Origin of the sequence: Antiquaquibacter metalliresistens (assembly GCF_029211225.1) — a bacterium.
In the GTDB taxonomy this organism is placed as follows: Bacteria; Actinomycetota; Actinomycetes; order Actinomycetales; family Microbacteriaceae; genus Rhodoglobus; species Rhodoglobus metalliresistens.
In genome coordinates this window covers 230191-253484 of sequence record NZ_JARGEM010000004.1, presented here as the reverse complement: position 1 = coordinate 253484, position 23294 = coordinate 230191, and the positions used below count along the sequence as shown (strand labels likewise).

General features: G+C 71.3%; 26 protein-coding genes. 10 read left to right on the top strand and 16 right to left on the bottom strand.

Annotated features, from left to right (window positions below):
- The first annotated feature begins 9 nt into the window (after window positions 1-9).
- Entirely contained in the window at window positions 10-543 is a 534-nt protein-coding gene (locus PYV02_RS09280) for a nucleotidyltransferase family protein (RefSeq protein ID WP_275758411.1), read from the top strand.
- A gap of 14 nt (window positions 544-557) precedes the next feature.
- Here the strand turns inward: PYV02_RS09280 and PYV02_RS09275 are convergent, their stop codons facing one another.
- Entirely contained in the window at window positions 558-1775 is a 1218-nt protein-coding gene (locus PYV02_RS09275) for an allantoate amidohydrolase (protein WP_275758409.1), read from the bottom strand.
- Window positions 1765-2982 carry a pyridoxal-phosphate-dependent aminotransferase family protein gene (locus tag PYV02_RS09270; RefSeq protein ID WP_275758407.1) on the bottom strand — a complete coding sequence of 406 codons (1218 nt, stop codon included), beginning with the start codon at window positions 2980-2982 and terminating at the stop codon, window positions 1765-1767. The genes PYV02_RS09275 and PYV02_RS09270 overlap by 11 nt, the downstream gene beginning before the upstream one ends.
- A gap of 41 nt (window positions 2983-3023) precedes the next feature.
- On the opposite strand from PYV02_RS09270, the gene PYV02_RS09265 reads away from it, so the two are divergent.
- The gene (locus PYV02_RS09265; protein ID WP_275758405.1) at window positions 3024-3467 is read left to right on the top strand and encodes a hypothetical protein; all 444 of its coding nucleotides are present in this window, start codon (window positions 3024-3026) and stop codon (window positions 3465-3467) included.
- On the opposite strand, the gene PYV02_RS09260 is transcribed toward PYV02_RS09265, so the two are convergent.
- From PYV02_RS09260 to PYV02_RS09235, 6 genes are all read right to left on the bottom strand, one after another.
- Window positions 3457-4953, bottom strand: a complete 1497-nt coding sequence (locus PYV02_RS09260; RefSeq protein ID WP_275758403.1) for an AtzH-like domain-containing protein — start codon at window positions 4951-4953, stop codon at window positions 3457-3459. The genes PYV02_RS09265 and PYV02_RS09260 overlap by 11 nt on opposite strands.
- Window positions 4950-5978, bottom strand: a complete 1029-nt coding sequence (locus PYV02_RS09255; protein ID WP_275758400.1) for an acetamidase/formamidase family protein — start codon at window positions 5976-5978, stop codon at window positions 4950-4952. The genes PYV02_RS09260 and PYV02_RS09255 overlap by 4 nt, the downstream gene beginning before the upstream one ends.
- A 617-nt stretch (window positions 5979-6595) precedes the next feature.
- Window positions 6596-7291 (bottom strand): sulfate/molybdate ABC transporter ATP-binding protein, encoded by a 696-nt coding sequence (locus PYV02_RS09250; protein ID WP_275758398.1) that lies wholly within the window; start codon window positions 7289-7291, stop codon window positions 6596-6598.
- Window positions 7288-8082, bottom strand: coding sequence for a molybdate ABC transporter permease subunit (modB, locus tag PYV02_RS09245; protein ID WP_275758396.1), 795 nt, complete (start codon window positions 8080-8082; stop codon window positions 7288-7290). The genes PYV02_RS09250 and modB overlap by 4 nt, the downstream gene beginning before the upstream one ends.
- Window positions 8069-8836, bottom strand: coding sequence for a molybdate ABC transporter substrate-binding protein (gene modA, locus PYV02_RS09240; RefSeq protein ID WP_275758394.1), 768 nt, complete (start codon window positions 8834-8836; stop codon window positions 8069-8071). The genes modB and modA overlap by 14 nt, the downstream gene beginning before the upstream one ends.
- Window positions 8833-9240, bottom strand: coding sequence for a TOBE domain-containing protein (locus PYV02_RS09235; protein ID WP_275758392.1), 408 nt, complete (start codon window positions 9238-9240; stop codon window positions 8833-8835). The genes modA and PYV02_RS09235 overlap by 4 nt, the downstream gene beginning before the upstream one ends.
- Before the next feature lie 66 nt (window positions 9241-9306).
- Here PYV02_RS09235 and PYV02_RS09230 point away from each other — a divergent pair, with 66 nt between their 5' ends.
- From PYV02_RS09230 to moaCB, 3 genes are read left to right on the top strand one after another with little or no spacing between them, the layout of a single operon-like run.
- Window positions 9307-10383, top strand: coding sequence for a ThiF family adenylyltransferase (locus PYV02_RS09230; RefSeq protein ID WP_275758390.1), 1077 nt, complete (start codon window positions 9307-9309; stop codon window positions 10381-10383).
- Complete coding sequence (locus PYV02_RS09225) at window positions 10383-11555, top strand: molybdopterin molybdotransferase MoeA (RefSeq protein ID WP_275758388.1); 1173 nt, start codon at window positions 10383-10385, stop codon at window positions 11553-11555. Before PYV02_RS09230 ends, PYV02_RS09225 begins: the two co-directional genes overlap by 1 nt.
- A complete protein-coding gene (gene moaCB / locus PYV02_RS09220) occupies window positions 11552-12505 on the top strand; it encodes a bifunctional molybdenum cofactor biosynthesis protein MoaC/MoaB (protein ID WP_338056614.1) in 954 nt (317 codons plus the stop codon). Before PYV02_RS09225 ends, moaCB begins: the two co-directional genes overlap by 4 nt.
- On the opposite strand, the gene PYV02_RS09215 is transcribed toward moaCB, so the two are convergent.
- Window positions 12458-13366, bottom strand: coding sequence for an EamA family transporter (locus PYV02_RS09215; RefSeq protein WP_275758383.1), 909 nt, complete (start codon window positions 13364-13366; stop codon window positions 12458-12460). The two genes, moaCB and PYV02_RS09215, sit on opposite strands and share 48 nt — an antisense overlap.
- Before the next feature lie 40 nt (window positions 13367-13406).
- Here PYV02_RS09215 and PYV02_RS09210 point away from each other — a divergent pair, with 40 nt between their 5' ends.
- Window positions 13407-13808 (top strand): molybdenum cofactor biosynthesis protein MoaE, encoded by a 402-nt coding sequence (locus tag PYV02_RS09210; protein WP_275758381.1) that lies wholly within the window; start codon window positions 13407-13409, stop codon window positions 13806-13808.
- Window position 13809: 1 nt separating this feature from the next.
- Here the strand turns inward: PYV02_RS09210 and PYV02_RS09205 are convergent, their stop codons facing one another.
- On the bottom strand, window positions 13810-14043 hold the full coding sequence (locus PYV02_RS09205; protein ID WP_275758379.1) for a MoaD/ThiS family protein: 234 nt from the start codon (window positions 14041-14043) through the stop codon (window positions 13810-13812).
- Complete coding sequence (gene moaA, locus PYV02_RS09200) at window positions 14036-15121, bottom strand: GTP 3',8-cyclase MoaA (protein ID WP_275758377.1); 1086 nt, start codon at window positions 15119-15121, stop codon at window positions 14036-14038. The genes PYV02_RS09205 and moaA overlap by 8 nt, the downstream gene beginning before the upstream one ends.
- Window positions 15122-15242: 121 nt before the next feature.
- On the opposite strand from moaA, the gene PYV02_RS09195 reads away from it, so the two are divergent.
- Entirely contained in the window at window positions 15243-16361 is a 1119-nt protein-coding gene (locus PYV02_RS09195; protein ID WP_275758375.1) for a YncE family protein, read from the top strand.
- On the opposite strand, the gene PYV02_RS09190 is transcribed toward PYV02_RS09195, so the two are convergent.
- Window positions 16355-16975, bottom strand: coding sequence for a TetR/AcrR family transcriptional regulator (locus PYV02_RS09190; protein WP_275758373.1), 621 nt, complete (start codon window positions 16973-16975; stop codon window positions 16355-16357). The genes PYV02_RS09195 and PYV02_RS09190 overlap by 7 nt on opposite strands.
- 88 nt (window positions 16976-17063) lie before the next feature.
- Between PYV02_RS09190 and PYV02_RS09185 the strand changes: the two genes are divergently transcribed.
- Genes PYV02_RS09185 through PYV02_RS09175 form a run of 3 tightly spaced genes read left to right on the top strand, consistent with a single transcriptional unit; the run spans window position 17064 to window position 18623 of the window.
- Window positions 17064-17654: a sulfite oxidase-like oxidoreductase gene (locus PYV02_RS09185; protein WP_275758371.1), complete on the top strand. Its 591-nt coding sequence runs from the start codon at window positions 17064-17066 to the stop codon at window positions 17652-17654.
- A 7-nt stretch (window positions 17655-17661) separates the two neighbouring features.
- Window positions 17662-18372, top strand: coding sequence for a ferredoxin reductase (locus PYV02_RS09180; RefSeq protein ID WP_275758369.1), 711 nt, complete (start codon window positions 17662-17664; stop codon window positions 18370-18372).
- A complete protein-coding gene (locus PYV02_RS09175; protein WP_275758367.1) occupies window positions 18372-18623 on the top strand; it encodes a DUF6510 family protein in 252 nt (83 codons plus the stop codon). Before PYV02_RS09180 ends, PYV02_RS09175 begins: the two co-directional genes overlap by 1 nt.
- 214 nt (window positions 18624-18837) lie before the next feature.
- On the opposite strand, the gene PYV02_RS09170 is transcribed toward PYV02_RS09175, so the two are convergent.
- The 4 genes from PYV02_RS09170 to PYV02_RS09155 form a co-directional block, all read right to left on the bottom strand.
- Window positions 18838-19689: an SDR family oxidoreductase gene (locus PYV02_RS09170; RefSeq protein ID WP_275758365.1), complete on the bottom strand. Its 852-nt coding sequence runs from the start codon at window positions 19687-19689 to the stop codon at window positions 18838-18840.
- 169 nt (window positions 19690-19858) lie between these two features.
- Window positions 19859-20887, bottom strand: coding sequence for a ketol-acid reductoisomerase (gene ilvC / locus PYV02_RS09165; protein ID WP_275758363.1), 1029 nt, complete (start codon window positions 20885-20887; stop codon window positions 19859-19861).
- Window positions 20888-20962: 75 nt separating this feature from the next.
- Window positions 20963-21469, bottom strand: a complete 507-nt coding sequence (ilvN, locus tag PYV02_RS09160; RefSeq protein WP_275758361.1) for an acetolactate synthase small subunit — start codon at window positions 21467-21469, stop codon at window positions 20963-20965.
- A gap of 4 nt (window positions 21470-21473) precedes the next feature.
- Complete coding sequence (locus PYV02_RS09155; protein WP_275758359.1) at window positions 21474-23258, bottom strand: acetolactate synthase large subunit; 1785 nt, start codon at window positions 23256-23258, stop codon at window positions 21474-21476.
- Window positions 23259-23294 lie beyond the last annotated feature (36 nt).

The window sequence follows — 23294 nt, the reverse complement described above, 5'->3', positions numbered from 1 at the left end:
ACAGTAGCGATGGATGCCACCGGGATCGTGCTCGCCGCCGGTGCCGGCACCCGCGCGGGCGGACCGAAGGCCCTGCTGCGGCTGCCCGACGGCACCAGTTGGATCGCGGCGTCGACCGCGGCGCTGCTGGGCGGCGGGTGCTCCCGCGTCGTCGTGGTGCTGGGCGCGATGGCGCAGCTCGCGCGGCCGCTCGTCCCGGGCGCCGCCGAGGTGGTCGTCGCCGACGACTGGAGCGCCGGGATGTCGGCGTCGCTGCGCGCGGGACTGGCGGCGGCATCCGGCGATGCGGCCCTCGTCACGCTCGTGGACCTGCCGTCCCTGCCCGTGAGCGTCGTGCGCCGCGTGCTCGCGGCCGGCACGCTCGCACAGGCGGTGTACGACGGCCGCCCGGGGCACCCGGTGCTGATCCCGGCGGCGCACTGGGCGGGAGCGGCCGAATCGTCGCACGGCGACCGCGGCGCGCGCGACTACCTCGTGGCCCAGGGCGCGCTCGAGATCGAGTGCGGTGACCTCTGGCACGGGATCGACCGCGACGAGGGCTGACGACCCGGGTCGCGCTACCGGCGCGCGGCGAGGGCGAGCACGGCCGCCTCGTACGCGTCGAGGGCGGCCGCGACGTCCGACTTGCGCACCGCCTCGTCGGGGTGATGGCTCACGCCGCCCTTGCAGCGCAGGAACAGCATCGCGATCGGGGTGACCGCCGCGACGGCCATGCCGTCGTGGCCGGCCCGGCTCCAGAACGCCAGGGGCTCGTCGTCGCCGGTGGCACGGATGCCCGCCTCGACCGCCGCGCGCAGGTCGAGGTCGCACATGGTGGCGTCGGCCCGATACAGCTCGCGGTGGGCGAAGCTCAGCCCCCGCCGTGCGGCGATCGCGGTCGCCTCGTCGAAGATCTCCTTGAGGGCCTCGTCGCGGTCGTCGTCGAACTCGGCGCGCAGGTCGAGGCTGAACTCCACGCGACCCGGGATCACGTTCACGCCGCCGGGCTGCGCCTCGATGCGGCCGACGGTACCGATCACACCCCGCGCCTTGGAGATGCGCTCGATCGCGACGACGACCTCGCTCGCGCCGACGAGCGCGTCCCGGCGCTGCTCGAAACGGGTGCCGCCGGCGTGCCCCGCCTTGCCGATCATCTCGAGCTCGAAGCGGCGCGCTCCGGCGATCGAGGTCACGACCGCGAGTCGACGATCGGCATCGTCGAGGATCGGCCCCTGTTCGATGTGCGCCTCCAGGTAGCCGATGAGTTCCTCGGGCCGCCGGAACGCCCCGGGCAGCCGCGCCGGGTCGAGTCCGAAATCGCCGAAGGCCTCGAACAGGGTGATGCCGGCGTCATCGGTGAGGTTCCACCAGTCGTCGTCCCAGGTGCCCGCGAGGGCCCGGCTGCCGAGCAGGGCGTTGCCGAACCGCGTGCCCTCCTCGTCGCTGAAGGCGACGACCTCGAGGGCGAACGGCAGTTCCACGTCGCGCAGGCGGTCCGCCACGGCGATGGCCAACAGCACGCCCAGCATGCCGTCGTAGCGTCCGGCATCGGGCACCGTGTCGATGTGCGAGCCGAGCAGCAGGGCCGGGAGATCGGGTTCGCGGCCCTCGCGGCGTCCGCACTGGTTGCCTGCGGCATCCTGCCAGGTCGACAGGCCGGCCTCGGTCATCCAGGCGGCGATCATGTCGTTGGCGGCGCGATGCTCGGCGCTCAGGTGCACCCGGGTGAGCGACCCGGGCGTGGAGGTGATCGTCGCGAGATCGTCGCAACGCTCCAGGATGGACTCAGCGCTCATAGCTGTCCAGGGCCGCTGCGACGCCGCTGCCGGCGGTCACGGTGACTCCGCCGCGGCGCAGCACCTGCTCGAGGGCGGCGAGGGTGGAGAGCACCGCGTCGCGGCGCGCGTTGTAGCCCATGGTGCCGATGCGCCAGACCTTGCCGTGTAATGGACCGAACGAGGTGCCGATCTCGATGCCGTAGTCGAGCAGCATCGCGGCGCGGGCACGGTCGCCGTCGATGCCCTCGGGGATCTTCACGCCGACCACGTTGTTCATGCGCACCGACTGGTCGCCGAACAGTTCCAGACCGAGCGCCACGAGCCCTTCTACCATCGCGGTGCCGTGCACCCGGTGGCGCTCGACTGCGTTGTCCATGCCCTCCTCCACGAGCAAGCGCGCGCACTCGCGGGCGGCGTAGAGCATGCTCGTAGCCTCCGTGTGATGGTTGAGGCGCTTCGGCCCCCAGTAGTCGAGGATCTGGCTGAGGTCGAAGTAGTTGCTGCGGATGGGGCTGGCGGAGACGGCATCCCCCTCCGACCGGATGCCGGCCTCGACGGACTTGCGGGAGTTGACGACCTCCACGGCCCGCTCCGAGAGGGTGATCGGCGAGCTGCCGGACGGACCGGCGAGACACTTCTGCAGGCCGCCGGTGGCGACATCCAGGCACCAGTCGTCGAAGGCGAACTCGTTGCCGGCGAGCGAGGCGGTGACGTCGGTGTAGAACAGGGCGCCGTGCTTGAGCGCCAGCTGGCCGAGCTCGGCGAGCGGCTGCACGAGGGTCGTCGAAGTGTCACCGTGCACGATGGCGAGCAGCTTCGGTCGGTGCTCGATGAGCGCGGCCTCGATCTCGGCGGCGGTGAAGACGGTGCCCCACTCGCGCTCGATCACGCGCACGTCGGCCTGGCAGCGCTCGGCGATCTCGCGCAGCAGGTGGCCGAAGCGGCCGAAGATCGGCACGAGCACGACATCCCCCGGTTCGATGAGGCTCACGAACGCCGACTCGATGCCCGCCCGCGACGTGCCGTCGATCAGCAGGGTCGCGTCGTTGTCGGTGCGGAACACGTCGCGGTAGAGCGCCATCGTCTCGTTCATCGTCGCGGTCATGAACGGGTCGTACTGGCCGACGAGCTGCGCGGACATGGCACGCAGCACGCGCGGGTCGGCGTTGATCGGGCCCGGACCCATCAACAGGCGCGCGGGAGGGTTGATCGGCTCGGTCGGCATGAGTCAATGCTACGGATGTCGTGTTGCGGCAAGATGACGACGTGAGCTTCTCCTGGGTGGGTCTGGCGATCGGGCTGGCCGTGCTCGCCCCGAATCTGCTGCTGCTGCGGTTCCCGCCGCGCGACGGAATGCGCCGAGTGCCCGTGCCCCTGGGGCTGACGATCCTCGAACGGGCGGGCCAGGCGGGCTGTCTGGCCCTCGTCGCCTTCCCCCTCGGCGAGCATCCGTGGTGGCTCGTCGGGGTGACCGCGGCCGAACTCGCCTATCTCGCGCTGTGGGCGCGGTATCTGCTGCGGGGGCGCACGTTCGCTCTGCTCTACCGTCGGCTCGGCCCGCTGCCGGTGCCGATGGCGGTGTTCCCGGTGCTCGCCTTCGGTCTCGCCGCGGCGTGGGGAGCCTCGCCCTGGCTGGCGGTCGCCACGGTCGTACTCGCCGCCGGGCACATCCCGGCAAGCTGGCTCATCGCCCGCACCGTCACTGCGTGAGGGACTCCGCGACGTCGATGAGCGCCAGGTCGCTGCCGCGCGGCCCGACGAGGCACACCCCGACGGGAGCCGCGAGCAGCGCGCCGGGCTGCGGCACACCCAGCAGCGGCACGCTCAGCGCCGGGCGACCGGTGAGTCCGGCGATGCACGTCAGGCGCAGGGTGCCCTGCCGGGTGCGCTCGATGAGCTCGGCGTCGGCAAACACCGAGGGGGCGACGGATGACGCGGACGGCAGCACCAGCACGCGGTCGCCGAGCACGGCATCCAGTCGCTGCCGCGCCGCCGCCATCACGACGCGAGCGGCGGACTCCTGCTCAGGCGTGACCGCCGCCGCGAGCGCGAACCGGCCCGCGACATCGTCGCCGAGTGCACCGGGGTGCGCGGTGATCCACGCCCCATGGGCACGCCACGCCTCGGCCTGCTGCACGGTGCGGAACGCGAAGAACAGCTCATCGAGGTCGCCCAGCTCGACGTGCTCGAAGCGGTCGAACGCCTCGAACGCGGCCCGCACGTCCGCCTCGACGACATCGAGGAGGGCGGGGGCACTGACGAGGTCGGCGACACCGCCACCGGCGGGAAGCGTCGCGGCCGCCGCGGCGCGCAGGGTCGCGGCGTCGCGGGTGAGCCAACCGACCGTGTCGAAGCTCGGCGCGAGCGGCAGCAGCCCCTCGCGGGAGACCGCGCCGTGGGTCGTGCGCAGCCCCCAGAGTCCCTGGTAGCTCGCGGGCACGCGGATCGAGCCCGCGGTGTCGGTGCCCAGGCCGATGGATGCCTGCCCCGACGCGACCGCGGAGGCCGGCCCGCTCGACGAGCCGCCCGGCACCCCGCCGAGCACCGCGGGATTGAGCGGCGTGCCCGAGTGCGGGTTGCGCCCGGCGATCGAGTACGCGAACTCGTCGGTCTGCGCGATGCCGGTCACATCGGCCCCGGCGGCGAGCAGCGCGGCGACGGCCGGGGAGGTGCCGGTCGCGGGTTCCGCCCGGTCGAGCCAGGCGGGGATGCCAGCGCCCACCTTCTGACCGACGATGTCGTAGAGGTCCTTCACGGCGACGGTCTGCCCGCGCAGGGGCCCGTGCGCGGCTCCGCGCACCAGGGGCGTGCCGACCGCGCGCCAGATGGCGGCGTCGATGGCTTTGACCGGAACTGCGACGTGGGCGGCGGCGACGCGCCAGAGTCCTTCGGCCTTGCGCCAGAGCTGGGTCTGCTGGCCGCGGCCGCCGGTCGTGGGGGCGGTGATCGCGACGACGAGGGCGGCGTCATCCGCGATCTCGCGCACCTCGACGTGCAGGATCGCGCGCGCCGGGGCGCCGCCGCGGAAGTCCGCGATCGCGTCGTGCCCGACCAGGATGCCCGCGGCATCGCCGCGCAGCGTCTCCGCCCCTGGCGCGAACAGCCGGTCGAGCGCGTCGAGGTCGTTGGACATCAGCGCCCGCTCGTATTGCCAGAAGGCGTCGATGATCTCGGCGTGCTGTTGGGGGCCGGTCATGCGAAGTCGGCCTTGCGGATGCGGGCGTGCACGCCCTTGACCTGATCGACGACCTGGGAGATGTCGAAGTCGGTCGCAGCCGAGAGGTAGGCGTAGGCGTGTTCGGCATCCATGCCGTAACGGTGGCGCAGCAGCGTGATGGCGTTGCGCACGGCCTTCTGCACCGCGGTGTCGAGGTCGCGATCGAGTCCCGTCGGAATCAGGTACTCGTCCGTCTCGCCGAGCGGCCCCTCCACCTCCATGCCCCCGGGCACCAGGTCGAAGCGCACCGTGACCCTGAGGGATGCCTCCATCGCCGTGAGGGCGACCTCGCCGTCGCCCTGGGCGAAGTGAGGGTCGCCGACGTAGGCGAGGGCACCGTCGACCTGCACCGGCAGATGCAACGAGGCCCCGGCGGTCAGCAGGTTGATGTCGATGTTGCCGCCGTGCAGCCCCGGCGGAACCGAGTTCGGGCGGATGTCACCGGCGACGGCGACGCCCATCGTGCCGAGGAACGGCGCGAGCGGGAACCGCACGTCGCGTGACCCGCCGGCCACGCGAGCGATGGTGCCGTGATCGCCGTCGACGCCCGCGAAAATGCTCACCGTCTGCCCATGCGCCGGGTACTCGTCCGGCAGCGCCCCGCGACCGTGGCGATTGGAGATGACGCCGTACGGCACGCGCGGCAGGGCCTCGATGAGGGTCATGGTGAGCACGTCGCCCGGCTTGGCGCCGCGCACCGCGATCGGACCGGTGACCACGTGCGGGCCCGCGGCGCGCTCGCGGCCCGAGGCGGCGAGCGCGATCGCATCCTCCAGCACCTCGTCGGCGCCGTGCGCGGCGAAGAAGGCGAGCGGATCGCGCCCCTGGTCCTCCAGGATCCCCTCGTGGCTTATCGTGTCGATCGTCACCTCGGTGCCGGAGTCGATCGTCAGCACCGGCTCGTCGGCCTCGCACGGCAACTCGCCCCAGAACACCCGCTCCGGGTCGGCGGACAGGTACGCGGCGGCGCGGATCGGTCCCCGCCCGGGCTGCAGTACATCCATGCGTCGAGACTACCGACCAGCACGCACCGCCCAGCGCGCCCGTCTGCCACCCACCACCCGCCACCCGCCCTCGGTCGTCTGCCACCTGCCGTCGGTCGTCGGTCGGTCGTCCGTCGTCGGTCGTCGGTCGGTCGTCTTGCCAACCCACCCCCGCCCGCGACCGCGCGCCACCCCGGCACACTCGCGGAACTCAGGACCGACTCCTGAGTTCCGCACACACGCCCGATGCCAATCGGAGGCGGGGCGCGCTCGCTTGGCACGATCACCACGGTCCACCTGGACGCACTGGTCGAGCACGAGGTCGGGGTTGACCTGGCTAGCCTGCGGTTGGCTCTGGAACTAGCGCCGAGGCGGCCCGAATGTGCCTGCGGAACTCAGGAGTCGGTCCTGAGTTCCGCGAGCCCGGCGGAGGTCTCCGCGAGTCCGGCGGAGGTTTCCCGCGAATCCGGCCGAGGCTATCGCGAGTCCGGCGGAGGTTTCCCGCGAATCCGGCGGAGGGGCCGTTACGCCGCGAGCCCGGCTCGGACACACCTGCCGCATGTCGGGCGAGGCCCCCGAGCCGAGGCGGCGGCGTCCGGCGACGGCGACGGCGATGCGGGGCCGCAGGGTGGCCCGGTTCAGTCCTCGGCCCAGCGCGCGACCAGGCGCTCGGCGTACGCGGTCGCGGGCGCGCGGATCAGCTCGCGCACGGCCCCGCGCTGGGTGATGCGACCGGCCTCGAGCACGAGCACGTCGCGGGCCAGGGCGGCGACATCCTCCATGTCGTGGGTGACGATGAGGGTCACCCCGGAGAATCCCGCCAGGTGCTCGGCAAGCTCGGCCCTCACATCGTCACGCACCTCCACGTCGAGGGCTGCGAGGGGTTCATCCAGCAGCAGCACCTGCGGGTCCGCGACGAGGGCGCGGGCGAGGGCGACGCGCTGGGACTGGCCTCCGGAGAGCTGCGCGGGGCGGCGGTGGGCGAGGTCGGCGATGCCGAGACGGTCGAGCTGCGCGGATGCCGCGGCACGGGCATCCCGCCGCCCCTGCGCCCGCGGCCCGAATGCGACGTTCTCGAGCACGCTCAGGTGCGGGAACAGCAGGTAGTCCTGGAACACGAGCCCCACCCGACGGCGTTCCGGCGGCAGGCCGTCGAGGCGGCGGCCGTCGAGGGCGACCGTGCCCTCCGCGTCGATGAGTCCGGCGATCGCCTGCACGAGGGTGGACTTGCCTGCCCCGTTCGGGCCCACGAGGGCGAGGGGCGCGCCGGAATCCACGGCGAACGCCGCCGACACCCCGCGTTCTGGCACGCGGAGATCCACGTCGAGCCTCATCGCGTGATCCCGGGCACCCAGCGGTCCCGCAGCGCCACGAGCACCCCGATCGACACCGCCATGAGCACGAGCGAGAGCACGATCGCGCTCGGCACGTCGTGCTGCAACTGCAGGTAGGTGGCGATCGGAATGGTCTGCGTGACGCCCGGCAGGTTGCCGGCGAACGTGATGGTCGCGCCGAACTCGCCGAGCGCCCGCGTGAAGCACAGCACCGCTCCGGCGGTGATGCCGGGTGCCACCAGCGGCAGCGTGACCCGGCGGAACACCGTCAGGCGGGAGGCGCCGAGCGTGGCCGCCGCGAGCTCGAAGCGGCGGTCGGAGGAGGTCAGCGCCCCCTCCACCGCGAGCACCAGGAACGGCATCGCCACGAACACCTGGGCGATCACCACCGCGGCCGGCGTGAACGGCAGCGTGAACGGCAGCCACTGACCCAGCAGTCCGCGACGACCGAGCAGCAGCAGCAGCGCCGCACCGCCGACGACCGGCGGCAGCACGAGCGGCACCGTCACGAGCGCTCGCAGCAATCGCCGCGGCACTGCGGGCCAGTCCTGTGAGCGCGCCAGCACGAGGGCCAGAGGGATGCCGAGCACGAGACTCGCGAGCGTGGCCAGCGACGCGGTCACCAACGACAGGCCGAGCGCCGGCGCCACCTCGCTGCTGGCCAGCAGCGGACCGAGCTGGCCCCACGGCGCCCGAACCACGAGGGCGACCAGCGGCAGCACCAGCAGGGCGAGCGCGAGACCCGCCGGCACCCACAGCACGGGCGCGAACCCGCGCCTACGGTGTCCCAAACCCGGCCTTCTGCAGCACCGTCTGACCGGCGTCGGACAGGACCCAGGCCACGAAGGCCGCGGCGGCATCCGCATTCGGCGCCCCGGTGAGCGCCACGATCGGGTAGCGGTTCACGGCCTCCGCCGCCGCTTCCGGGAACTCGATGCCCTCGACGGCGTCGCCCGCGGCCAGCACATCCGTGCGGTAGACGAGTCCGGCATCCACCTCGCCGAGCTCGACCTTGGTGAGCACCGACTTGACGTCCTGCTCGAGGGTGTCGGGCGCGGCGACGAGCCCGAGGGCATCGAACACCTTCTGGGCGGCCGCACCGCACGGCACCTCGACCGCGCAGACGGCGAGCGCGAGGTGCGGGTTCGCGAAGTCGGCGATGCCCTCGATGCCGCCGGGGTTGCCGACCGGCACCGCGATCTCGAGCACGTTGGCGGTGAAGTCGACCGGGTCTGCCGCGAGCCCGGCATCGACCACCGTCGCCATGGTCGCCGGACTGGCCGCCGCGAAGACGTCCACCGGAGCGCCCTCCACGATCTGGGTCGCGAGCCCCGAGCTGCCCCCGTAGCTCAGCACCACTTCGACGTTCGGGTGGGCCAGCTCGAAGGCGGCCGCGATCTCGTCGAAGCTCTCGGTGAGGGATGCCGCGGCGAACACCGTCACGGTGCCGCCGAGCGTGTCCGGCTCCTCGGTCGGCTCGGGTGCGGTGCTCGCACATCCGGCCAGCAGCAGCACGGCTGCACCGACGGTCAGCAGCGTCTTCACTCGGGGACCTCCACCACGATCGTCGTCGCCTTCGCGCTCGCGGTCGCGAGCACGCCGGGCTCCAGCCCGAGTTCGTCAGCGGCCTCACGACTCATGAGGCTCACGATGCGGAACGGACCGGCCTGCAGTTCGACCTGGGCCATCACGCCGTCTCTGGTGACCTTCGTCACGATGCCGGTCAGCCGGTTTCGGGCCGATGCCCGGGTGTGCGGAAAGGCGGCGGCGAGCGCCGAGTCCGTCGCGAGCTCCTGGGCCAGGCCGGCGAGCGCGACGCCATCGACCGTCGCGGGGCTGCCCGTGAGTTCGAGACGACCGGCCTCCGCCCACCGCCGCACGGTGTCGTCGCTGACCCCGAGCAGCGCCGCGGCCTCACTCACGCGAAATCTCCGCTTCTGCGTTTGCATGTGGTGATCCTAGCCGCGAATGCGGCTGATCACGCCGTGACGGCGGGCCCGGGCGAGAATGGTGGAGTGGATGCCCGGTACTCGCGCCAACTCGCCCTTCCCGGCTTCGGCGTGGCCGCCCAGCAGCGCCTCGGCGCTGCCCGCGTGCTCGTGATCGGCGCGGGCGGGTTGGGATCCACCGTCATCCCCTCGCTCGCCGCGGCCGGCGTGGGCACGATCGGGGTGATCGACGACGACCGCGTGGAACTCAGCAACCTGCACCGCCAGGTGATGCACGCCGGTCGCATCGGCGAGGCGAAGGCCGCGTCGGCGGCCGCCCTCGTGGAGGCGCTGGGCGTGAGCGCGGTCGCGATCGAGGAGCGCCTGACGAGCGACAATGCGCTCGAGCTGTTCTCCGGCTACGACCTCGTGATCGATGGCAGCGACAACTTTCCCACGCGGTACCTCGCGAACGACGCGGCCGAGCTGGCGGGCATCCCGCTGGTCTGGGGGGCGGTGTCGCAATACGGCGGGCAGGCCGGCATCAGCTGGGCGGGCACGAGCTACCGCGACCTGTTCCCGGCGCCACCGCCGCCCGGTTCGGTGCCCTCGTGCGCGGTCGGCGGGGTGCTGCCGACGACCGTGGCGGTGATCGGCTCCATCATGGCGACCGAGGCGCTCAAGCTCATCGCCGACGTGGGCCGACCGCTCATCGGGCGGGTGACGACCTACGACGCGCTCAGCGGTGCGTTCCGCGAGATCCCGTACGCGCGCGACCCGCAGGCGCCCGCGGTGACCGCGCTCATCGACTACGAACTGTTCTGCGCCGGCGATCGAGCGGCGGCCGCCGGTCATCGAACGGAGCCCGCCGCCGAGATCACCCCGGCCGAGCTCGCCGCTCGCGACGACGTGCTGCTCGTCGACGTGCGCGAGCCGTGGGAGGCCGCGATCGCGAGCATCCCCGGCTCCGTGCTCGTGCCGCTCGGCACAGTCGCCGAGGCCGAGTTCGACGACGCGCGGCCGATCGTCGTCTACTGCCACCACGGCGTGCGCTCGCAGACGGCGCGCGAACAGCTCGCGGCACGCGGCATCCCCGCCACGAGCCTCGCCGGCGGCATCGACGCCTGGGCGCTGCAGGTGGACCCGAGCACGGCGAGGTACTGATGAGCTGGAGCGTCGACGAGCACGCCGCGCACATCGCCGAGCACGTGGCGCTGCGCTGGCGACCCGAGTTCGTGACGCTCGACGACGCGCTCGGCCGGGTGACGGCATCGGCGGTGCTGAGCCCCGTCGACCTGCCGCTCTTCCGCAACTCCCAGATGGACGGCTTCGCCGTGCGGGCGGCGGATGTCGCATCCTCCCCCACCACGCTGCCGATCACCGGTCACCTGCCGGCCGGGCCCGCCCAGCCCGCAGCCCTGGCCCCCAGCAGCGCGGTGCGCATCATGACCGGCGCCGTCGTGCCCGAGGGCGCGGACGCGATCGTTCCCGTCGAGGACACCGAGGCGCACGGTGACACCGTGACGGTCACGCGCGGTCGGGCGGTCGGCGAGTTCGTGCGCGAGCGCGGCAGCGATCTGAGGGCGGGCTCGCTCCTCGTGCCGGAGGCCACGCGGCTGGAGTCCCGGCATCTCGCCGCCCTCGCCGCCGCCGGGCTCACCGGGCTCGAGGTGCGCAGCCGGGTGCGCGTGGCGATCATCACGACCGGCAGCGAGATCGTGCAACCGGGCACCGAGCCGCTGCCCGGGCAGCTCTTCGACTCCAACGCGACCGCACTGACCGCCGCGGTGCGCGCGGTCGGGGCGCTGCCGGTGCACCGCGAGCACGTCGACGACGATGCCGCGTTCATGCTCGCCGCGCTCGACTCCGCCGTCGACGCCGACCTCATCCTCACCTCCGGCGGCATCTCCGCGGGCGACCACGAGGTCGTGCGCGACGTGCTCGAACCGCGCGGCGCCCGCGTCGGGCACGTCGCCATGCAGCCGGGCGGACCGCAGGCGACGGCGCTCTTCCAGGGCGTGCCGGTGGTGTGCTTCCCGGGCAATCCGGTGAGCACGCAGCTCTCGTTCGAGGTGTTCCTCGCCCCGTTGCTGCGCGAACTCGCCGGCCTGCCGCAGGCGGTGCGCAGGCCCCGGGTGCTCGCGACCGGGGTGCGGTCGCCGGCCGGCAAGCGGCAGTTCCTGCGTGCGCGGGTGACGGCGGATGACCGGGTCGAGGTGTCGGGTGCGAGCTCGCACCTCGTGGCGGGGCTCGCGGCATCCGACGTTCTGGTGATCGTGCCGGAGGAGGTCACCGAGCTCGCCGCCGGCGACACCGTGGAAACATGGCAGCTATGAGCGACACGCAGCCCGGGGCAGGCCTCTCCCACCTCGACGCGGACGGCCGCGCGCGCATGGTCGACGTCGGCGGCAAGGCCGTCACGCGGCGCACCGCCGTCGCGACCGGCACCTTCACCACCACCCGCGAGGTGATCGCGCTCATCCGGGCCGACGACCTGCCCAAGGCCGACGTGCTCGCCACCGCGCGCATCGCCGGCATCCAGGGCGCGAAGCGCACGAGCGAGCTCATCCCGCTGTGCCACCCGCTGCCGCTCAGCTCGGTGAACGTCGACTTCGAGCTCGGTGACGACCACGTCGTCATCACCGCCACCGCGCGCACCACCGGGCAGACCGGCGTCGAGATGGAGGCCCTGACCGCGGTCGCCGTCGCGGGGCTCACGCTGCACGACATGACGAAGGCGGTCGACCCCGGCTCGGTGCTCGGCGACGTCAGGGTCACGAGCAAGACGGGCGGCAAGACCCGGGTGCCGGTGCGCCCCGACACCGCCGCGGTGGTCGTCGTGTCCACGAGCGCGGCCGAAGGCACCCGTGACGACACCACGGGCCCAGTGATCGCCGCCTGGCTCGCCGAGCGCGGCTACGCGGTGGATGCCGTCGAGGTCGTCGCGGACGCCGACGTCGCCGAGGCGCTCGCCGCCGCCGTCGCGGCCGCCCCCGCCGTCGTGATCACAACCGGCGGCACGGGGATGACGCCGACCGACCGCACCCCGGAGGCCACCCGCCCCCTACTCACCCGCGAACTGCCCGGCGTCGCCGAGGCGATCCGTGCCCGCGGACTGCAGGTCACCCCGACGGCGGCCCTCAGCCGCGGGCTCGTCGGCGTCGCGGGCAACACGATCATCGTGAACCTCCCCGGCTCCCCCGGCGGGGTCAAGGACGGGCTCGCCGTGCTCGACGAGCTACTCGAGCACCTCGTCGCGCAGCTGACGGGCGATGGGCGACACTGAACGCCGCGGTCCCCACGTCACCACCGCGATCGCCAGCCCGGCGAGCATCACCGCCCCGCCGACCAGTTCCAGCACGGTCGGCAGCTCGCCGAGCACGAGCCACGCGGAGAGGATGCCGACGATCGGCACGAGCAGCGTGAAGGGCACCACCGCGCTCGCCGGGTAGCGGGCGAGCAGGGTGTTCCAGATGCCGTAGCCGACGAGCGAGGCGAAGATCACGGTGTAGAGCGTGCTGAGCACGGCGTTCAGCGTGAAATGGCTCAGCGCATCGACGACCACCGGCGGCGTCTCGATGAGCAGCGAGAGCGCCAGGGCCGGGATCGGCACGACCGCGCCCGACCAGACCACGAGGGAGAGCCCGGAGGCCGCCTTCGCGCGCCGCGCGAGCACGTTGCCGATCGCCCACGACAGCGCCGCGAGCAGAATAATCACGAGCGGCAGCCACGGCGCGACGCTGCCGTGCGAGACCACGACCACGGCCAGGCCCGCCATGCCCACGACGATGCCCACGATCTGTGTGCGCGTCGGCCGCTCACGCAGCACGATCGCCGCGACGATCACGGTGAGCACGACCTGCGTCTGCAGCAGCAGTGAGGCGAGCCCGGGCGGCATCCCGAGGGACATCGACAGGTAGAGCAGGGTGAACTGCCCGAGGCTCAGGAACGTGCCGATGAGCACGATGTTCTTCCAGCCGATCGCCGGGGGCTTCAGGATGAAGATCGCCGGGATCGACACCAGCAGAAAGCGGATCGCGAGGAACAGCAGCGGGGGCACGTCGTCCACACCGAAGCGGATGGCGATGAAGTTCAACCCCCAGATCACGGCGACGAGGGTCGCGAGGAGGGCGTGGCGCAGACTCATTGCCCCAAGCCTGGCACGTCGGCGTGTCAGGCTAGGACGCATGGACCGCCGATTCGCGACGATATCGAGCCAACCCCTCGACGCCGCGGCGATCGAGGCCCTCGTGCTCACCCCCGCCGACGGCGCGCTCGTGACCTTCCGCGGGGTGGTGCGCAACCACGATCACGACGCGGCCGTCACCCGGCTCGACTACCAGGCGCATCCCGATGCCGAGTCGTTCCTCGCGGCGTGCGTCGAGCGTGTGGGGCTCCCTGCCGCGGCGGCGCACCGCGTCGGCTCCCTCGAGGTGGGGGATGTCGCGCTCGTCGCCGTGGTCGCCGCCGCCCATCGCGCCGAGGCCTTCGAGGCCTGCGCGCGGCTCGTCGACGCCATCAAGGCCGAGGTGCCGATCTGGAAGCGCCAGCACCTCGCCGACGGCGTCACGGAGTGGGTGGGGCTCTGACCTACCCCCCGGCGAACGGGGGCAGCACGTCCACCCGCGCACCGATCGCCCTGGCGTCATCGCGCGACGCGATGCCGTCGACGAGGAACGAGCCGGATGCCACGACCTTCGCCATGAGCGCCCCATACCGCTCCACGAGCATCCCCTTGAGCTCACCCACGGTCGCCGCGTCGAGCGACTCGGACTCCCGCCCCGCCGCCTCGGCGGCGGCGGCGAAGTAGCGCACCTCAACCACCGATCGCCCCCATCGAGCGGATCGGGCGCTGGAAGCCGGGCAGCGCCATGCCGTGGCCGGCCTGCTTGTGCCACTGGGCGGCGCGCCAGCGGTCGGCGATGGCCGCGTCATCCGCGCCGCCTCTCAGCAGGCCGCGCAGGTCGGTCTCGTCGTCGCCGAACAGGCAGGAGCGCACCGTGCCCTCGGCGGTCACCCGCGTGCGGTCGCAGGCCTCGCAGAAGCTGCGCGTGACCGAGGCGATGATGCCGACGGTCGCCGGCCCCCCGTTCACGAGCCACTCCTCGGCCGGTGCGGACGGGTCGTCGCGGTGCGGCTCGGTGAGCGCGAACCGCGCGGAGAGCGTGTCGATGAGCTGCTGCGCGGGCACCATGTTGTCCATCGCCCACTGCTCGTCGGCGTCGAGCGGCATCTGCTCGATGAAGCGCAGGTGCGCGCCGTGCTCGAGCGCCCACGCCAGCAGGTCGGCCGCGCCGGCGAGCGTGTCGCGCATGAGCACCGCGTTGATCTTCAGCGGCGTGACGCCCGCCCGACGGGCGGCCTCGATGCCCTGCAGCACCGCGGGCAACCGGTCACGTCGGGTGAGCCGCGCGAAGTGGTCGCGGTCGACGGTGTCGAGCGAGATGTTCACCCGGTCGAGGCCGGCCGCGACCAGCGCGTCGATGCGCTTGTCGAGCCCGATGCCGTTCGTCGTCATCGACAGCGACACCCGGCGATCGGGCTCGTCGAGATCCATGACGGCCTCCCGCGAGCGGGCCACGATCTCCTCCAGATCCGCCCGCATGAGCGGCTCGCCCCCGGTGAAGCGGATGTCGCGCACCCCCAGCTCCCGCACCGCGATGCCGACCAGCCGGGCGATCTCCACCGGCGTCAGCAGGTCGTCCCGAGCGATCGCGGGCAGCCCCTCGGCGGGCATGCAGTACGTGCAGCGCAGTGAGCACTTCTCGGTGAGCGAGACGCGCAGGTCGCGGGCGATCCGCCCGAACCGGTCGATGAGCTCCGAGGCGTCGGGACGTCCCAGCGTGGATGGGGCCTCCGCCGGATCGCGGCGGATGCCCGGCAATCCGAGCGAGAGCGTCATGCGTCAACCCTAATCGGCGTGCCGGGCGCCACCTTGACAGACATGTGCCAGTGGATAAGATGAGCGCGAGCGAGTCGTGTGCCACTGGGTAATCACGCGCGCAGAATCGAAAGAGGCCACCTTGTCGCGAACGTCCCGGTCCGTGCGCTCGATCGCCACCGTCGCTGCCGTGGCCGCGCTCGTCGGCGTCACCGCATCCTCTGCCAGCGCTGCTGCCGCGGACTACGCTGTGACGGCGACGATCGCCGCAGCCACCGGACCGATCGGCGTCGCCGTCAACGAGTCCACGGGCACGCTGTACGTCCCGAGCCTCAGCGGCGGCACGGTGGCCGTGATCGACGGTGCGACGAACGCGACCACCGCGACCGTCACGGTCGGACCGCACCCCTACGCGGTCGCCGTCGACCAGTCGACGGGCTTGGTCTACGTGGCCAACAGCACGTCGTCATCCGTCTCCGTCATCGATGGCGCGAGCAACACCGTCGTCGCGACGATCGCAGTGGGCACGGGTCCGAGCGCGATCGCCGTCGACTCGACCACCCACCGGGTCTACGCCGTCAACTTCAACGACGATTCGGTCTCGGTCATCGACGGCGCGACGAACACCGTCGTCAGCACCGTCGCGGTCGGTGCCGACCCCATCGCCATCGCCGTTGACGAATCCACGAACACCATCTACGTCGCGAACCGCCTGGACGACACGATCTCCGTCATCGACGGTGTCACCGCGACGGTGACGAGCACCATCGCCACGGGATCGGAACCCGCCGGCGTGGCCGTGGATGCGGCCAGCGGCGTGGTCTATGTCGCCGAATCCGGTGCGAATACGGTCTCGACCTTCAGCGGGCTCGCGCTCGTCAGCACGATCGCCGTCGGCGCCTACCCCACCGCGATCGCACTCGATTCGGCCGCGGCGACGCTGTTCGTCGCGAACACCACCGACGGCACCCTGTCGGTCATCGACACGACCACCGGGCTCGTCGCGAAGACGCTGACGATCGGCACGAACCCATCGGCGATCGCCGTGAACTCCGCGACCGGCGTCGCCTACTCGGCGAACCATGGCGACAACACCGTGTCGGTGATCTCGGTACCGGCTGCCGCGCCCGCAGGCGAGGCGCTCGCGCGCACGGGCGGCTCGGCATCCCCGGTCATCGCCGCGCTCGGGCTCGGGGTGCTCGCCCTCGGCGCCGTCGCCCTGACCTTCGCGGTACGATCCGGCCGACGCTCCGGTCAGTGAGGGGCGGACGGACCGCCCGCGTCGCGAGTGCTGCGCTCCACCCAGCCTTTGAGGGTCTGGAAACTCGCGTCGACGCTCTCTTCGCTCTTGGTGATGTAGAAGTCGAGGTAGAGCCCGAGCAGGCTCGCGACGATGTATCGCCCCTCGCGCTCAGCACGCTCCGGCGGTAGACCCTCCGCACGCCCGAATGCCGCGAGGCCCATGGCGAAGTTGTCCAGGTCGATCGTCAGCCCCGGCAGTTGAAGGTCTGGCTGTTCCGCCGCCGCGCCAGAGAGCGTCAGCAGAATCTGGGTCTGGAGGCGATTGCTGGGGTCGCGGAACATGTCCCAAGTGCCCTGGATCGCTTCCGCCCGAGACGTGGGTCGGTTGCCCGCAAACGTGGCGATGTACTCACGGCTGAGCTGCATCATCACCAAGCTCAGCAGGTTCTCGCGAGTGCCGAAGTAGTACTGCAGCATGCGGTGGCTGGTGCCGATGCCCGCGGCGAGCTGGCGCAGCGAGACGTTCACATTGCCGATGGTGCGAACGTGCGCCACGACCTGCATGAGCATGTCGTGCGATCGGGTGCCTTCCTCGGGCAGCACCGACGAAGGTCCGGCCGGCGGCGAGTTCATCGTGCCTCCTCGTTGGCTGTCCGGTCGATCCGCGGGATCAGATCGAATCGCTCGCTGACAGCACTCAACTCACGCAGTACAGTCAAGCATGAGCTTTATCACGCGCGGTTTCTCCGGCCGCGGGCGGGAGAGCAATCCCGACCTGCCACCGGGACAGTACCTCACCGAGGACTTCCCGGTTCTCTCCGCCGGGCCTACGCCCGACGTCCCCACCGACACGTGGGAATTCTCCATCACCACCGAGAACGGCGTCACGAAATGGAACTGGGAACAGTTCATGGCGCTCAAGATCGACGAGGTGCACACCGACATCCACTGCGTCACGCGCTGGTCGAAGCTCGGCACCAGCTGGCGCGGCGTGAGCCTCGACACCCTCTTCGAAGGCATCGAGACGAGCTACGACTTCGTGATGCAGCATTCCTACGGCGGCTACACGACGAACATCCCGCTCGAGGACCTCATGGACGGCAAGGCGTGGATCGCCTTCGAGTTCGACGGGGAGCCGCTCGACCCCGAGCACGGCGGACCGGCCCGGCTGCTCGTGCCGCACCTGTATTTCTGGAAGAGCGCCAAGTGGATCCGCGGCCTCACGATGATGCCGAACGACGACCCCGGCTTCTGGGAGCAGAACGGCTACCACATCTACGGCGACCCGTGGAAGGAACAGCGGTCCTGGTGATGCGCGCTTGGTAGTCGGGGACTGGATCGTGGGCACGGTCGCCGAAGTACGGCGGGAGACCCCGACCGGCCGCAGCATCGTCATCGAGGTACCCGGGTGGCCGGGCAACATCGCCGGCCAGCACGTCGATGTGCGGCTCACCGCGCCGGACGGGTACCAGGCCAGCCGCTCCTACTCGATCGCCTCGAGCGGCCCGGAGTCGAAGCTTCAACTCGCCGTCGACCGGCTGCCGAACGGCGAGGTCTCGCCGTACCTCGTCGATGACCTGATGGTCGGCGACATGCTCGAGCTGCGCGGTCCGCTCGGCGGCTGGTTCGTGTGGACGCCGGAGCTCACGCCGCCCGTGCAACTCATCGCGGGCGGGTCGGGCGTCGTGCCGCTGGTCGCGATGCTGCGCTCGCACGCGGCATCCGGGTCCGCCGTCGACATGCGGCTGCTGTACTCGGTGCGCACCCCCGAGGATCGCTTCTTCGCGGATGAGCTCGGGATGCTCGACACGGTCGACTACGTCTACACCCGAGCCACACCCCCGAACTGGCCGTCGAAGCCGGGGCGGGTCACGCCGGAGACCCTCGCCGCACTCACCCTGCCGCCCGAGCGCAAACCCGCCGTGTTCGTCTGCGGGCCGACCGGATTCGTCGAGGCGGTCGCCAATGCCCTGGTCGCGATGGGGCACGATGCCGCGGCCGTGAAGACCGAGCGGTTCGGAGGCGCCTGATGACCGATCACCTCGACGGCAACGTGCTCGCCGGCCCGCTGAGCGAGCTGTTCCGCGACGACATGACCACCGCCACCGGCCGCTGCGCGCACTGCGGGGACGTCAGCGTGCTGGCCGAGGCGATGGTCTACGACGCCGCACCGGGCTGGGCGGTGCGCTGCCACATCTGCGGCGACGTGCTCATGACCCTCGTGCGCGTGGGCGATCGCCTGCGCATCGACCTGCGCGGCATCACGGCCCTCGAGGCGTAGGCCTCCGCAGCGGGCCGCGCGCCTACGTGCGGCAGCTGCGGCAGGCCGCCCCGTGCTCCGGTCGCCGTGAACTGTGCGCCGCCGCTGTGCGCAACTGCACGGATCCCGCGCGACACACCGGGGCGCCCGCCGCGACACGCCGCCCGCTCCCCGAATCCGTGCAGTTGCGCACCGCGCGACCGGGCGGGGCGAGCGGTTCGCCCGCTCGCGGCCCCTAGGAGCCCTGTGCGGCGCGCCGGCCGCCCAGCAGCCGGTCCCGCACGCGGTCGGGCAGGCGTGCGACCAACGCGGCACCGAGCTTCGCGTCGGTGCCGACCGGGTACCGAGTGCGCGGATGCTTCGCGGTGAGCGCCCGCGCGATGACCTTCGCGACCTCCTCGGGCGGCAGCCCGTCCCGGGCTGCACGCTCGGCCATTCGGCTGGCGGCACGCAACTGACGGCCGTAGAGGCTCGTGACCTGCGGGAGCACGGGGCCCAGCATCCGGTCGGCGGATGCGGCGGACGTCGACCAGATCGGCGTCGCGATCTGCCCCGGCTCGATCGCGATCGCCTCGATGCCCCACGGCGCGAGCTCCTGACGCAGGGTGTGGGTGAGCGCCTCGAGCGCGAACTTCGACGCGCTGTAGGGCCCCAGCATCTGCCCCGCGATGAGCCCGGCGATGGAGGTCACATTCACGATGCGGCCCTTCGCGGACCGCAGCAGGGGCAGCACCGCCTTGATCACCGCGAGCTGCCCCACGACGTTCACCTCGAGCTGGTGCCGGAAGTCGTCGATCGGCACGAACTCGAGCGGCGCCGCCGAGGCGATGCCCGCATTGTTCACGAGCCCCTTCAGCGGGATGCCCCGCTCACCGATCGCCTTCGCCGCCGCCTCGATCTGCCGCGGCTTCGTCACGTCGAGCATGAGCGGCACGAGGGGTCCGGATGCCGCGGCCGCCAGCGCCTCGCCGTCCTGCCGCTTGCGCACCCCGGCGAACACCGTCCACCCTTGCGCGTCGAGCAGCAGCGCCGTCGCGCGCCCGATCCCCGTCGACGCCCCAGTCACCAACACCGCACGCTGCACCATGCCCCCATCCTCCCCCGGACGAGGCCACCGGGGGCCGCCCCGACGCGCTGCGAGACAGGCGCAGAAGGGGCCAAAGCGGCGCAGAACGAAGGCGCAGAAAGGGGGCCGGTTCCTGGAGGCTCCGTTTACCGCCTCCAGGAAACCGGCCCCCTTTCGGAGCCGTCAGCGCCTACCGAGCGGCAGACCCCTCGGTGTACCCCTCGTCCTGCTGCTTCCAGGCAAACAACGCCCGCAGCTTCTTGCCGGTCGCCTCGATCGGGTGCGCCGCGCCCTTCTCGCGCAGCGCGAGGAACTCGGGGGCTCCGGCATCCTGGTCGGCGATGAAGCGCTTCGCGAAGGCACCGGACTGGATGTCCGCGAGCACGGCCTTCATGTTCTCCTTGACGTGCGGGTCGATCACGCGCGGGCCGGAGACGTAGTCGCCGTACTCCGCGGTGTCCGAGACGCTCCAGCGCTGCTTGGCGATGCCGCCCTCCCACATGAGGTCGACGATGAGCTTGAGCTCGTGCAACACCTCGAAGTAGGCGATCTCGGGCTGGTAGCCGGCCTCGACGAGGGTCTCGAAGCCGTACTGCACGAGCTGCGAGGTGCCGCCGCAGAGCACGGCCTGCTCACCGAACAGGTCGGTCTCGGTCTCCTCGGTGAAGGTGGTCTTGATCACGCCGGCGCGGGTGCCGCCGATCGCCTTCGCGTACGAGAGGGCGAGGTCCCAGGCGTGGCCCGAGGCATCCCGCTCGACCGCGATGATGTCCGGGATGCCGCGACCCGCGACGAACTCGCGACGCACCGTGTGACCCGGCGCCTTCGGGGCGATGAGGATCACGTCGACGCCCTCGGGAGCATCGATGTAGCCGAAGCGGATGTTGAAGCCGTGCGCGAAGGCCAGCGTCTTGCCGGGCTTGAGCGCAGCCTTGATGCTGTCGTTGTAGATGCCGCGCTGGTGCTGGTCGGGCGCAAGGATCATGATGACGTCGGCCCACTCGGCCGCGTCCGAGACGCTCAGCACCTCAAAGCCGTCTTCCTGCGCCTTCGCCGTCGACTTCGAGCCGTCCTTGAGGGCGATCTTCACCTCGACGCCCGAGTCGCGCAGGTTCTGCGCGTGCGCGTGACCCTGCGAGCCGTAGCCCACGATCGCGACCTTCTTGCCCTGGATGATGGACAGGTCGGCGTCCTTGTCGTAGAGAAGTTCTGCTGCCACTGTTTCGTTCCTTCGTGTGTTGGTGTTCGGTGACCGAGCGTGCCGAGATCTCGACCGCGCTCGATCGACGGATGGTCAGTTCTTGAAGACTCGTTCGGTGATGCTCTTGCTGCCGCGGCCGATCGCGAGCAGACCCGACTGCGCGATCTCCTTGATGCCGTAGGGCTCGAGCACCCGCAGGAACGCCTGGATCTTGCCGGAGTCGCCGGTGGTCTCGATGACGAGGGCGTCGGTGGCGACATCCACCACCCGCGCGCGGAAGAGGTTCACGGCCTCGAGGATCTGCGAGCGCGTGGTGTTGTCGACCTTGACCTTGATGAGCAGGTGCTCTCGGGTCACCGACTGGCTCGGGTCGAGCTCGACGATCTTGATGACGTTGATGAGCTTGTTCAGCTGCTTGGTCACCTGCTCGAGCGGCAGCTCCTCAACATCCACCACGACCGTGATGCGGGAGAGGCCCTCGATCTCGCTCTTGCCGACGGCGAGCGACTCGATGTTGAACCCCCGGCGGGCGAACAGTCCCGCGACGCGGGTCAGCAGGCCGGGCTTGTCCTCGACGAGGAGGGAGAGAACGTGAGACATGGGCTTACTCCTCTTCCCACTCGGGCGCGTGGTCGCGCGCGTACTGCACCTGCGAGTTGCCGACGCCCTGCGGCACCATCGGCCACACCATCGCGTCGCGACTGACGATGAAGTCGATCACCACCGGGCGATCGTTCGTCTCCAGGGCGAGCTTGATGGCCGGGTCGATCTCCTCCTCCTTCGTCACGCGGATCGCGAGGCAGCCGTAGGCCTCGGCGAGCTTGACGAAGTCCGGGATCATCTTCGTGTCCGTGCCCGTGTGCAGGTCGGTGAACGAGTGCCGGCCCTCGTAGAACAGGGTCTGCCACTGCCGCACCATGCCGAGCGACGAGTTGTTGATGATCGCGACCTTGATCGGGATCTCGTTGATCGTGCAGGTGGCGAGCTCCTGATTGGTCATCTGGAAGCAGCCGTCGCCGTCGATCGCCCACACCACGCGGTCGGGGTTGGCCACCTTGGCGCCCATGGCCGCGGGCACCGCGTAGCCCATCGTGCCCGCGCCGCCGGAGTTCAGCCAGGCGTTGGGGCGCTCGTACTTGATGAACTGCGCCGCCCACATCTGGTGCTGGCCGACGCCGGCGGCGTAGATCGCCTCCGGACCGGTCAGCTGCCCGATGCGCTCGATGACCATCTGCGGGGCGAGGATGCCGTCGTCGAGGTCCGTGTAGCCGAGCGGGTACTGCTCCTTGAGCGTGTTCAGCCGCTTCCACCACGCGGTGTAGTCGGGCTTGTGCCCCTTCGCGGCGTCGGCGAAGGCTGCGTTCAAGTCGACGATGACGTCTTTGGCATCGCCGACGATCGGGACGTCTGCTGCGCGGATCTTGCCGATCTCCGCCGGGTCGATGTCCACGTGCACGATCTTGGCGTGCGGGGCGAACTCGCTCGCCTTGCCCGTGACGCGGTCGTCGAACCGCGCACCGAACGAGATGATCAGATCCGATTCCTGCAGACCCAGCACCGCGGGCACCGCGCCGTGCATGCCGGGCATGCCCAGGTGCAGCGGATCCGAGTCCGGGAACGCACCACGGGCCATGAGCGTGGTCACCACCGGCGCACCGACCCGGTGGACGAGCTCGAGCAGCTCGGCTGCGGCGCCGGCGCGCACGACGCCGCCGCCGACGTAGAACACGGGGCGCTCGGCCTCGGCGAGCAGCTGGGCGGCGGCGATGACCTGCTTGCCGTGGGCCTTCATCACCGGGCGGTAGCCGGGCAGGTCCACCTTGGGCGGCCAGATGAACGGCGCGCTCTTCTGCTGGCAGTCCTTGGTGACGTCGACGAGCACGGGACCGGGACGTCCGGTCGTGGCGATGTGATAGGCCGCGGCCAGGGTCGCCGGGATGTCCTCGGGCTTGGTCACCAGGAATGAGTGCTTCGTGATCGGCATCGTCACGCCGACGATGTCGACCTCCTGGAAGGCGTCCGTGCCCATCGAGGTCGAGAAGACCTGCCCGGTGATCGCCAGCAGCGGCACCGAGTCCATGTAGGCATCCGCGATCGCGGTCACGAGGTTGGTCGCGCCGGGGCCGGAGGTGGCGATCGCGACACCGACCTTGCCGGTGGATGACGCGTAGCCCTCGGCCGCGTGCCCCGCGCCCTGTTCGTGGCGCACCAGGATGTGGCGGATGGCCGTGGAAGCCATGAGCTCGTCGTAGAACGGCATGATGGCGCCGCCGGGGAGGCCGAAGACATCCTTGATGCCGAGCATCTCGAGGGAACGGAGAATCGCACCGGACCCGGTGAGGATCTCCGGTGTACTGCTCTTCGGCCGTGGGGCCGTGTCCGTGGACATGGTCTTCCTTCTGTCAGTTCGGTGATCGAGCCCGCC